The organism is Acinetobacter sp. HZNU-JH01, assembly GCF_037996845.1.
Taxonomy (GTDB): Bacteria; Pseudomonadota; Gammaproteobacteria; order Pseudomonadales; family Moraxellaceae; genus Acinetobacter; species Acinetobacter haemolyticus.
On record NZ_JBBMZX010000001.1, the window covers coordinates 2,218,293 to 2,230,564 of the forward strand.

General features: G+C 40.8%; 9 protein-coding genes and 1 pseudogene. 7 read left to right on the forward strand and 3 right to left on the reverse strand.

What is annotated here, in order from left to right; translation table 11 throughout:
- Window positions 1-116: 116 nt before the first annotated feature.
- The 3 genes from rpoC to AAC851_RS10625 all read left to right on the forward strand — a co-directional run bounded on the left by rpoC (window position 117) and on the right by AAC851_RS10625 (window position 5,402).
- On the forward strand, window positions 117-4,310 hold the full coding sequence (gene rpoC, locus AAC851_RS10615) for a DNA-directed RNA polymerase subunit beta' (protein ID WP_340600853.1): 4,194 nt from the start codon (window positions 117-119) through the stop codon (window positions 4,308-4,310).
- Window positions 4,311-4,475: 165 nt separating this feature from the next.
- A complete protein-coding gene (locus tag AAC851_RS10620) occupies window positions 4,476-4,841 on the forward strand; it encodes a hypothetical protein (RefSeq protein WP_004637645.1) in 366 nt (121 codons plus the stop codon).
- Window positions 4,842-5,045: 204 nt separating this feature from the next.
- On the forward strand, window positions 5,046-5,402 hold the full coding sequence (locus tag AAC851_RS10625; RefSeq protein WP_004637646.1) for a YMGG-like glycine zipper-containing protein: 357 nt from the start codon (window positions 5,046-5,048) through the stop codon (window positions 5,400-5,402).
- A gap of 73 nt (window positions 5,403-5,475) precedes the next feature.
- Here AAC851_RS10625 and AAC851_RS10630 read toward each other — a convergent pair whose 3' ends face one another.
- Complete coding sequence (locus AAC851_RS10630; protein ID WP_171265869.1) at window positions 5,476-5,991, reverse strand: DUF4442 domain-containing protein; 516 nt, start codon at window positions 5,989-5,991, stop codon at window positions 5,476-5,478.
- A gap of 94 nt (window positions 5,992-6,085) precedes the next feature.
- Between AAC851_RS10630 and AAC851_RS10635 the strand changes: the two genes are divergently transcribed.
- The 3 genes from AAC851_RS10635 to AAC851_RS10645 all read left to right on the forward strand — a co-directional run bounded on the left by AAC851_RS10635 (window position 6,086) and on the right by AAC851_RS10645 (window position 9,483).
- A complete protein-coding gene (locus AAC851_RS10635; protein ID WP_005083906.1) occupies window positions 6,086-6,958 on the forward strand; it encodes an alpha/beta fold hydrolase in 873 nt (290 codons plus the stop codon).
- Window positions 6,959-7,034: 76 nt separating this feature from the next.
- Window positions 7,035-8,399: a Na+/H+ antiporter family protein gene (locus AAC851_RS10640; protein WP_340600854.1), complete on the forward strand. Its 1,365-nt coding sequence runs from the start codon at window positions 7,035-7,037 to the stop codon at window positions 8,397-8,399.
- Window positions 8,400-8,880: 481 nt separating this feature from the next.
- On the forward strand, window positions 8,881-9,483 hold the full coding sequence (locus tag AAC851_RS10645) for an OmpW/AlkL family protein (RefSeq protein WP_004637650.1): 603 nt from the start codon (window positions 8,881-8,883) through the stop codon (window positions 9,481-9,483).
- A 61-nt stretch (window positions 9,484-9,544) separates the two neighbouring features.
- Here the strand turns inward: AAC851_RS10645 and AAC851_RS10650 are convergent.
- A pseudogene (locus AAC851_RS10650) lies at window positions 9,545-10,393 on the reverse strand (IS3 family transposase); the annotation flags it as partial.
- Window positions 10,394-10,507: 114 nt separating this feature from the next.
- Here AAC851_RS10650 and AAC851_RS10655 point away from each other — a divergent pair.
- A complete protein-coding gene (locus AAC851_RS10655; RefSeq protein ID WP_008942576.1) occupies window positions 10,508-11,665 on the forward strand; it encodes an IS4 family transposase in 1,158 nt (385 codons plus the stop codon).
- Here AAC851_RS10655 and AAC851_RS10660 read toward each other — a convergent pair.
- Entirely contained in the window at window positions 11,641-12,204 is a 564-nt protein-coding gene (locus tag AAC851_RS10660) for a helix-turn-helix domain-containing protein (RefSeq protein ID WP_340600855.1), read from the reverse strand. The genes AAC851_RS10655 and AAC851_RS10660 overlap by 25 nt on opposite strands.
- Between the last annotated feature and the right edge of the window lie 68 nt (window positions 12,205-12,272).

The following is a 12,272-nucleotide window of genomic DNA, read 5'->3' on the forward strand; positions in this document are numbered from 1 at the left end:
GAGTAGGGGCTTCCCTCCTTAGAAAAAGGAGGGACTGAGGGAGGATTATTCAGTTAAAAAACAATATTTGTGACCCAGTTGAGTGAGTGTAGCTCCTCGACACACGGAGAAAAAAATTGAAAGACTTGCTCGATATCATGCGTAAGAAAACGGATTCAGAAGGTCATGCACCCGTTGAATTTGACCGTATCCGTATTGGTCTTGCGTCGCCAGAGATGATTAAGTCATGGTCTCACGGTGAAGTTAAAAAGCCTGAAACCATTAACTACCGTACTTTTAAACCTGAACGTGACGGTTTGTTCTGTGCCAAAATTTTTGGTCCAGTAAAAGATTACGAATGCTTGTGTGGTAAATACAAGCGTATGAAATACAAAGGCGTCATTTGTGAAAAATGTGGCGTTGAGGTTACAACAGCAAAAGTTCGTCGTGAGCGTATGGGTCATATTGACCTTGCATCACCAGTTGCACATATTTGGTTCTTGAAATCATTACCGAGCCGTATCGGTTTACTTCTTGATATGACATTACGTGATATCGAGCGTGTATTGTATTTCGAATCTTATGTTGTTACTGATCCTGGTATGACTCCGTTTGAAAAGTATCAACTTTTAACAGACGAAGAATACTACAATGCACTTGAAGAACACGGTGATGAATTCACTGCGAAAATGGGTGCAGAAGCAGTTCAGGATTTATTAAAAGATATCGATCTTGAAGCTGAGATTGCTCGTTTACGTGAAGAAATTCCGCAAACAACTTCTGAGACGAAACTTAAAAAAGCGTCTAAGCGTTTGAAGTTGATGGAAGCATTCAAAGATTCGAACAATAAGCCTGAATGGATGGTGATGAACGTACTTCCTGTACTTCCACCAGACTTACGTCCGCTTGTACCACTTGAAGGTGGTCGTTTCGCGACTTCAGACTTGAACGATTTATATCGTCGTGTGATCAACCGTAACAACCGTTTGAAGCGCCTTCTTGACCTTGCTGCGCCAGACATCATCGTACGTAACGAAAAACGTATGTTACAAGAGTCTGTTGATGCGTTGCTTGATAATGGTCGTCGTGGTCGTGCGATTACAGGTTCGAACAAACGTCCATTGAAATCTTTGGCAGACATGATCAAAGGTAAACAAGGTCGTTTCCGTCAAAACTTACTTGGTAAGCGTGTTGACTATTCTGGTCGTTCGGTAATTACTGTAGGTCCTACTTTACGTCTGCATCAATGTGGTCTTCCGAAGAAGATGGCACTTGAATTATTCAAGCCATTCATTTTCGCGAAACTACAAGCTTCAGGTCAGGCGACTACCATTAAAGCTGCGAAGAAAATGGTTGAGCGTGAGACGCCAGAAGTTTGGGACGTTCTTGCTTCCGTGATTCGTCAACATCCAGTGATGTTGAACCGTGCGCCAACACTTCACCGTTTGGGTCTTCAAGCGTTTGAACCTATTCTGATCGAAGGTAAGGCGATCCGTCTTCACCCACTCGTATGTGCTGCGTTTAACGCCGACTTCGATGGTGACCAAATGGCGGTACACGTTCCATTGACACTTGAAGCACAGCTAGAAGCGCGTGCGTTGATGATGTCAACAAACAACATCTTGTCACCTGCCAACGGTGAGCCAATCATCGTTCCTTCTCAGGACGTGGTCTTGGGTCTTTACTACATCACGCGTGATGCGGTAAATGCCAAAGGTGAAGGCATGGTGTTTGCGGATACTCACGAAGTGAACCGTGCGTTGGCGACTGGTAAGGTTGCGATCCATGCACGTGTTAAAGTACGTGTACACCAAACTGTAATTGATGAAAATGGTGAGCGTGAACAACAAACGATTATTGTTGATACGACACCTGGTCGTTGCTTGTTGTGGGAAGTTGTTCCACAAGGCTTAAGCTTTGACATGATCAACCTTGAGATGACTAAAAAGAACATCTCTAAATTGATCAACTCTTGCTACCGTAAACTTGGTTTGAAAGATACAGTTATCTTTGCTGACCAATTAATGTACTTGGGCTTCCGTCAAGCGACTCGTTCAGGTGTATCTGTAGGTATGGAAGACATGCTCATTCCACCTACTAAGCACACAATTATTGACAAAGCAGAAACAGAAGTTCGTGAAATCGAGCAACAGTTTGAGCAAGGTTTCGTAACTGCTGGTGAGCGTTATAACAAAGTGGTCGATATTTGGGCGCGTACCAATGACCAAGTTGCGAAAGCGATGATGGATAACTTGTCTTATACGCTTGTGAAAAACAAACAAGGTGAAGACGAGAAGCAAAAATCATTCAACAGCATCTATATGATGTCTGACTCAGGTGCCCGTGGTTCGGCAGCTCAGATTCGTCAGCTTGCAGGTATGCGTGGTTTGATGGCTAAACCAGACGGTTCGATCATTGAAACCCCAATTAAAGCAAACTTCCGTGAAGGTTTGACAGTACTTCAGTACTTCATCTCGACACACGGTGCACGTAAAGGTTTGGCCGATACGGCATTGAAAACAGCAAACTCTGGTTACTTGACTCGTCGTCTTGTAGACGTAGCGCAAGACTTGGTAATTACTGAACCTGACTGTGGTACAGCAGGTGGTTTAGTGATGACTCCGTTCATTCAGGGTGGTGATGTCATCGAGCCATTACGTGACCGTGTATTAGGTCGTGTAACAGCTGAAGATGTACGTCGTGCTTCTGATGATGAAGTGGTATTACCTCGTGGTACGCTCATTGACGAGAAAATCGCTGCTCAGCTTGAAGAAGCGGGTGTCGATGAAGTTAAAGTACGTTCTGTAATCGCATGTGAATCAACATTCGGTGTATGTGCGAAATGTTATGGTCGTGACCTCGCTCGTGGTCACTTGGTAAACCCAGGTGAGTCAGTAGGCGTAATGGCTGCACAGTCAATCGGTGAACCAGGTACACAGTTAACGATGCGTACCTTCCACGTCGGTGGTGCTGCGAGCCGAACTTCTGCTGCGAACAGTGTTCAAGTTCGTAACAAAGGTACTGTACGTTTCCACAACGTGAAAACTGTACAACATGCCAAAGGCCACTTGGTTTCAGTTTCACGTTCAGGTGAAATTGGTATTGCCGATGAGTTAGGCCGTGAGCGTGAACGCTACAAACTTCCTTACGGTGCAAGCATCTTGATCAAAGATGGTGAGCTTGTTGAGGCTGGTGGTATCGTTGCGACATGGGATCCGCATACGCATCCATTGGTAACAGAAGTTGCTGGTAAAGCACGTTTCAGCCAGATCGCTGATGGCGTAACTGCGACATCGAAAACTGATGATGCAACAGGTATGACCACTGTTGAAATCTTGCCTGTAACAGCGCGTCCTGCTTCTGGTAAAGATTTACGTCCTGCAATCGTGTTGGATACAACTGATGGCGGTGAACAGTTCTACTTCTTGCCACAAAACACAATTGTGACTGTCCGTGATGGCGAAACGATTGGTGTGGGTGACGTTATTGGTCGTGTACCACAAGAAACTTCACGTACGCGTGATATTACCGGTGGTCTTCCACGTGTAGCTGACTTGTTTGAAGCACGTAAGCCGAAAGAACATGCGATCCTTGCAGAAGTATCAGGTGTTGTAAGCTTCGGTAAAGAGACCAAAGGTAAGAACCGTTTAGTGATTACACCGGATGACGGTTCAGAGATCTACGAGGAATTGATTCCTAAATGGCGTCAAATCAACGTGTTCGAAGGTGAGCATGTAAACCGTGGTGAAACCATTTCTGATGGTCCACAAAACCCACATGACATTTTACGTTTGAAAGGTGAAGTGGCATTAACTAACTACATCGTGAACGAAGTTCAAGACGTTTACCGTCTCCAAGGTGTAAAAATCAACGATAAGCATATTGAAGTTGTTGTACGTCAAATGTTGCGTAAAGTTGATATTACTGATGGCGGCGATACAAGCTTCATCAAAGGTGAGCAAGTGGATTACATCCGCGTTGTTCAAGAGAACCAAGCTGTCTTGGCTCAGAACAAGTTCCCAGCGAAGTTTGAACGTCAGTTAATGGGTATTACTAAAGCATCGCTGTCTACTGACTCGTTCATCTCTGCTGCATCGTTCCAGGAAACCACACGTGTGTTAACTGAAGCGGCTGTAACAGGTAAAGAAGATGACTTACGCGGCTTGAAAGAAAACGTTGTTGTGGGTCGCTTGATCCCAGCGGGTACAGGTCTTGCGTATCACTTAGAGCGTCGTCGTCAAGAAGCAGAAGCTGCTGAATTTGAACTTCACAATGATTTTAGTGAAGTTGACCAAGCATTTAGTCAAGCGTTGAACTCAGACCAGTTCTAAGTCTTAACGAATTAAAAAAGCACCTTCGGGTGCTTTTTTAATGGAGAAAATACGCGCAAAATATTACAAAAAAAGGGTATAGCACTCGCATTTGGTTACTTGATCTGAGTAAAAGCTTCATCAAAGCATATTATTCTAGCGGCATATAAAAGCGGAGTATTTCAAATGAAAAAAATGATGATTCTAATGGGGGCGGTATTGATGTCATCGACAATCTTAGCGGGTTGTCAACATGCAAGTCCAGAAAGTAAACGTATTGGTGCTGCTGCAATTGGCGGTGGTGCAGGTGGTGCTGTAGGTAAAAATCTAGGTGGTAATTTAGGTGCAGGTCTTGGTGCTGCTGTAGGAGCTGGTGTTGCTGCGAATACGAAAGGTGCGAACAGTAAGAATACGCGTAATAGTGCAATAGGTGCTGGCGTAGGTGCATGGTTGGGTGGCGCAGTATTAGGTGGTGAAGCTGGTGCTGCAACAGGTGGTGCGCTAGGTGGTAGTGCTGGTGCAGCTTATGGTGAGAAAAAAGGTAAGTACTAATATCGGCTTAGTACTGCTTAAATAATTCAAAAGCTCTTATGATGATAAGGGCTTTTTCAGTTTTGCTTTTAGTGATGTGGTCATCAAGGCAACGACTTTACAAAATATCAATCGATTGGGACAGACTGGTAACACAATGTGATCAAATTCCCCATAAAAGAAGATTATGCTTTTCAGTAGAGCATAAAAGGAGTGTGTACGATCATGAAAAAAACAATCGGTTTAGTATCTACTTTAATGTTATCGGCGGTGATGTTTACAGGCTGTCAAAATATGAGTGCATCTGATCAGCGTATTGGTGCAGCAGCGTTAGGCGGAGCAGTTGGTGGCGGTGTAGGTAACCATGTTGGTGGCGGTTTGGGTGCAGGTGTTGGTGCTGCAGCAGGTGCAGGTGTTGGTGCAAATGCTAAAGGTGGTAGTAGCAGTACAACCACGAGCAGTGCAGTCGGTGCTGGTATTGGCTCAGTGGTTGGAAAAGCAATTTTTGGTGGTGACTCAGGTGCTGCGATTGGTGGTGCAATCGGTGGTGGTGCTGGTGCTGCTATCCAAGAAAAGAAATAGTGTTGAGTATATATCTACACACGAGAGCTAAGAAAATGCCTGAAAAAATAAATTTCAGGCATTTTGTTTTGAATCAGTGTTGGTTTGAACTGGCTTTGGGTTTTTTACGTCGAATATAAAGTACTTTTTCGACTTCAGCGATTCGTGTACCCGCCTCATCAATGATATTCAAAGTGTAATGTCTATAGACTGGTTCATAATTTGCGGTCAAGCATTTAATTTCCGCAATTTCATCGGCACTCAATTCTATGTCTGCATACACCGTATTTCGACCTGGAGAGAGGAAATTAATCGAAGCACTTTTATCCCACACAATATATTTGTGACCTAGATGATGCATCAGAAGAAGCATATAAAATGGGTCAACCATTGAATAAAGACTGCCTCCAAAGTGTGTGCCTACGATATTACGATTTTTTCGTGTCAGTGGCATTTTGACGCGAATAAAATAGTTCTCTAGGTCGATGGTGTCTATCGCGATACCTGCACCACGATAAGGTGAATAATGGTTGATGATAAATTTAGACACAACTGGAATGGTGCGAATTTTTTTGAAAAAGGCTTTCATGGTCAATTTTTTTTCTTGCAACACTATTCATACTCCATAAGTATCATTTTTATTGCATCGCTGGCAATGGCTGTTTTATGACCAAGCCACTTAAAAAACAAAATGGGAAAAAGTTATGCAAGTACAAGTAAAAACAGTGACCACATCTGACCAACAAACCTTATGTGTTAAAACATGGGGAGATCAGAAAAAGACACCATTGGTTTTGGTGCATGGATATCCAGATAACCAAGAAGTTTGGGAACCGATCATCGAGAAATTAGTAAATGATTACTTTGTTGTAACTTATGACGTACGTGGTGCGGGCTTATCGTCAATTCCAAAACGTATTAAAGATTATCGTTTGCCGCGCTTATCTTTGGATCTACAAGAAGTGGTTGATCAAGTTTTACCAAACCGTAATTTCCACATGGCAGCACATGATTGGGGATCTTTACAGTCATGGGAGTCAGCAACTGAGCCGAAACTCAAAGGTCGTTTGTTGTCTTATACAACGATTTCAGGGCCTTGTTTAGATCATGCATCTTTATATTTACGTGAAAAATTCAAATCCGCACCAAGCAATGTTTTGAAAATGTTAACGAAATCTTGGTATATCGGCGCATTCCATTTACCTTTGCTTGCCCCGACCGTATGGACATTTTTTAGCCCAGAAAGATGGGGGAAAATCTTGAGTGGTCTTGAGAAGAAGCAAGGTTTACCACTGAATGCAAATATTGTTGCGGATGGTAAATATGGAATTAATTTGTATCGTGCTAACTTTATTCCATCTTTAACTCAGCCACGTCAACGCTATGCCCAATGTCCAGTTCAGGCAATTGTATTGCGTCGTGATGCCTTTGTAAGTCCAGAATACATTACTGAATCGATGCCAAAATGGGTTGAAAATTTTGAGTATGTAGAGTTGGATGCAAATCACTGGGCGGTACTGAGTCAACCTGAAAAAATTGCGGATTATATTCGTCAATTTATCGTGAAAAATGCATAAATAAAAAACACCAGATAGCAATCGCTCAATTTAAACTCTGCTAAAATGGCGCCCTCGTTTCATTTAGTTCAGAGTTATGTTTGCAATTATTGCAGCGGTTGCTGTCATGTTCGGCCTCTCCTTGGGGCGTGTTCCAGTGGTATTTGCATTGGTCATTGGTGCTTTGACTGGCGGCTTATTTGCTGGTTTAGGGCTACAAGGCACTTTAGATGCATTCAACAATGGTTTGGGTGGTGGTGCGAAAATCGCACTCGCTTATGGTGTGTTAGGTGCGTTTGCCTTAGCTTTGGCTCGCTCGGGATTGCCTGATCTTCTGGCCTATAAACTGGTTAAAAGTCTTAAAAATGATGCAGATATTCGTGCGCAAAAGCAGGTGAAATTTCTCATTTTTAGTACCATCGGACTCGCCGCTATTGCATCGCAGAATGTTATTCCTGTGCATATCGCTTTTATTCCTGTACTCATTCCACCGTTACTCATTGTGTTTAATCATTTACGGTTAGACCGTAGAGCGGTAGCTTGCGTGCTTACATTTGGCTTAGTCGCAACTTATATGTTCTTGCCGATGGGATTTGGCGCAATATTTTTGAATGATATTCTCGCACATAACATCAATCATTTTGGTCAGAGTTATGGTTTGCAAATCAGCAATGATCAAATTCCTCGCGCTATGATTATCCCTGTGGGGGGGATGTTTCTTGGCATGTTGACTGCTTTATTTGTGAGTTACCGTAAGCCACGAGTATATGAAGATAAGCCCTTGCATAATGTAACACGAAGCATCGTGGGCGAAATGGCACAGGAGCAACAAGCACCGCAAATTGCACGATTTACTTTATTTATGGCAGCTTTTGCCGTGATTGCAACCATTATTGTTCAGCTTTACTCGGATTCTATGATTGTTGCTGGATTAGTGGGCGTTGCAATTCTGAGTTGTGCTGGGATTTTTAAATGGAAAGAAGCTGACGATGTTATCGTGAGTGGAATGAGAATGATGGCATTGGTCGGCTTTACCATGATTGCAGCTCAAGGTTTTGCTGCGGTGATTGAGGCAACACATCAAGTTCCTGAGTTGGTAAAAGTGACTGCAGGATGGATTGGGGATAGTAAGGCACTTGCTGCTTTTGTGATGTTGTTGGTTGGATTATTGATTACTTTAGGGATTGGTTCTTCATTTTCCACGGTGCCAATTTTGGCAATCATGTATGTACCTTTGTGTTTGCAATTCGGTTTTAGTCCTATGGCAACAATTGCGCTTATAGGAACGGCTGCTGCTTTGGGAGATGCAGGCTCACCAGCATCCGATTCAACTCTAGGGCCGACTTCAGGTTTAAATATCGACGGGCAACATGATCATATGCGAGATACGGTTGTCCCGACATTTTTACATTTTAATCTGCCATTATTGGTTTTTGGGTGGATTGCAGCGATGGTTCTATAGGAAAGAATAAAGAAGGCTCTTTTAGGGCCTTCTTATATTAAAAAATAATAAAGTATAAAACTCAGATTAAAAGATATTTTCTATTTGCTAATTAATAATCGAAACGATTTTAAAAGATGGAGGGTAAAAATAGATAGAAACTTAATGATTAGGTATTAAAGTGACATTTTTTGACTTTGTTGTGATTTGTTTTTCATTTATTTTATAAATTTAAACTAAAATATATAAAATAAATTCTATTTAAAATGATGTGTTTTTAATGATTAAAGTTGATAAAAAAGCTTGGTTTTCATATGTTTAAACCAAACTAAAATACTAGGTTTTAGTTTTTGTTACATATATTTGCAAATATATATCCTTTTGAATCATATGCTTGAAAATATGATTAAAATAGTCAGAATTAATATGTATTGCATAATTTTAAAACTCATGATTATTATAAATATGTAAGTTTTTATTTTTTATTAAAGAGGTTGTTTAAATGTTAAAAAAATTATTAGTTGTTAGTTTATTGGGGATGTCTTCAACTGTTTTTGCTGGAGGTTTCCAGGTTAAAGTCGGAGCAAGTGTTATTGCACCAACAGATAAAACAACCATAGCTGATGTGGGAACTTTAAAAGCAGATTATGAATTTGCTTTTACACCGTCAGTCGAGTACTTTTTTGGTGATACACCATTCTCAGCTGAATTATTATTAGCAACACCAATATCACATGATGTTTCTTTAGACGGAACGAAAGTGGTGAAGCTCAAACATTTACCACCTACCATTACTGCCAAATATAATTTTAAGAACTCAACTGCTTTTACGCCTTATATCGGTGTGGGGGGAACCGCATTTCTTGCATGGGATGAAAAAACAGTCGGTCCGTTATCAGGTGAGAAAATTAAAGTGAAAGATGACTTCGGTTTTGCGGGGCAACTCGGTTTTACTTTCCAGCCTGCTGATGCGAAAAATTGGGGGGTATTCTTTGATGCACGTTATGCTCAATTAAAGCCTGAAGTAAGATTAAATGGTACAAAACTGACTGACTTAGATATCAATCCAATGGTATATACACTTGGTTATAGCTATAAATTCTAAGCTTCATTCGTTCTTTAAAACCTCACAAATTGATCTGACCCCAATAAGTTGGACGGTTTGATTAAGTCGCTTTTAAGGACTGAGTTCTGTACTGTACAGGACTCAGTCCTTTTAATTTAACCTTGATTCTTTCATGGTTATAATAGTGTATATATTCTTTCACTGTCTGTTCTAGTTCATCAACTGAATTAAATTTCTCTCCATAGAAACATTCAGATTTAAGTATGCCAAAGAAGCTTTCCATCACTGCATTATCCAAGCAGTTTCCTTTACGTGACATACTTTGTGTTAAACCATGCTGTTTCAATTGTTGCTGATAATGACGCATTTGGTATTGCCAACCTTGGTCTGAATGTAAAAGAGGCTTGTCATCGGGCTTGAGCTTACCTAACGCAGTGTCTAGCATGTTTTTGACTAGAGCATAATGTGGTCTGCGCTGGGTTTGAAATGCAATGATTTCTCCATTGAATAAGTCTATGACTGGAGATAAATACAATTTCTCACCACGTACATTAAATTCTGTCACATCCGTAGCCCACTTCAGATTTGGTTGATCCGCTTTAAATTGACGTTGTAATACATTGTCTACAATCTTACTCACTTGCCCTTTGTAAGAGCGATATTTCATCACCCTGATACGTGATTTAAGCTGCATAGACTGCATCAGCCGTTGAACACATTTATGGTTGATGATTCGTCCCATATTCCTTAAGGCAAGCGTAATCCTACGATAACCATATCGTCCCTTATGTTGATGATAAATCGCCTTTATTTGTTGTTTAAGATCACTATATTTATCTTCAAGTTTGCGTTGCTGTTCATGATAAAAATAGGTGCTTCGGGCCATTTGAGCTGCATGCAATAAATGCTTTAGCTCATGATCTTGCCTTAATCCTGATATAAGTTCTGCAAACGCTGCTGTTCGGCCACTGCTGTCCCATAGTTTTGTTTAAATAAAAAACCTGAGTCCAAAATAGTTAAAATATAAGTGCGAACAAACACTTTAACTACAAGGACTCAGGTTTTGTCACATCAGAATACCGTATTTCATCAATTACTTAAACCTATTTCACGATGTGATTTTGAACGTCTTGCCAAGCAGCATCATTGTGGACAAAAATTAAGATCAGCCACACGCTGGGATCAGTTTATTGCCATATTGATGTCCCAGCTGTCCTGTCGGCAAAGCTTAAGAGATATTCAATCCAATCTCGAATCACAGCAGGAAAAGCTCTATCACCTCGGTGCTAAGACTATTGCACGAAGCACCTTGGCAAGAATCAATCAAGAACAACCTGCCAGCCTATATCAGCAATTATTTACTCAGTTACTTCGGCATTGTGAAAACACAAAGATTGCACATAAATTTCGATTTAAGAATCCGCTGTATTCACTTGATGCAAGCCACATTGATCTTTCACTGTCCTTATGCGAATGGGCAAAAGTACATGAATCCAAAGCGAGCATTAAACTGACAGTTGGATTAAATCACAGCAATACGATTCCTGAATTTGTTGCACTCGGAGATGGTATTGAAAATGATATGGTGCAAGGCAGATTACTCAAATTTCCACCTGGAAGTATCGTAGTTTTTGACAAGGGGTATGTTGATTATCAGTGGTTTGCAGAGATGACTGACCGAAAAGTCAGCTTTGTGACACGGCTAAGACCGAAGACGGTTTATGAAGTAAAGTCAAAACGTGAAGTATACGCTTGCAAAGGAATTCTTGCGGATGAATATATTGAGTTGAGCAGTGATTATGCTAAAAAGCGTGGTGCACCGAAGCGATTAAGACGAATAGAATTTTATGATGTTGAAAAGAAAAGGACATTTGAATTTCTAAGTAACAACTTTCATCTAGCTGCATCGACTATTGCAGCAATTTACAAAGATCGTTGGAAAGTAGAATTATTTTTCAAAGCGATTAAACAGAATTTAAAATTGAAATCATTTCTAGGTCGAAGCCGAAATGCCATACAAACTCAAATATGGATTGCATTAATTGCCTATTTATTAGTGAGTTTTGCAAAACATATGGCTCATGAGGGATGGACTGTCCAGAGATTATTAAGAATTATTCAGGTCAATTTATTTGAAAGAAAACTTCTAAAGGCATTATTTTTACCCGATAAGAAGTGGCGAAAACAAGAAGAACCTCAATTGAGGTTCTTCTTGGAATAATTGTGGGACAGCAGTGGCTGTTCGGCTGCTTCTTTTGCTTCTTGTTCCAGTCTTAAGGCTCTCCGCTTTTTTAAAAGTGCAACCTCAGCTCGTAGATATGCAAGTTCTTCAAGCAACTGTTCCTGTGTTTTATCGCGATCTGCTTGAGAATATTGAGTTCTGGTTCTTTGCGGCTTTGGCATCTGTTTGGCTCGCCCTTTAGGTTTGGCTTTTAAGCCATCTATACCATATTCATGATATAGATTTAACCATTGCAGAATGGTTCCTTTTTCTCTGATATGAAACCGTTGTGAAGCCTCTTTAGTTGAAAGTCCTTCATTTAAAAGGCTTTGTACAACTTGAAATTTAAATTCTTGAGAATAGTGGGATTTAGTGGTTTTTACACTTAAACCTGAAATACCATATTGTTCAAAAGCTGTAACCCATTTCTGAACATCCATATGGTCAACACTAAATTTTTGACCTGTAGCAACCTTTCCAAAACCGGATAAGTAGTATTGGACAACCTCAAGTTTAAATTCTTGAGAATATTTAGCCATAGAAAAGCACCCTTCAAATTAGACTAAAAGTGTCCAACTTTCGGGGTGCAGTTCAAAATGTGAGGTTT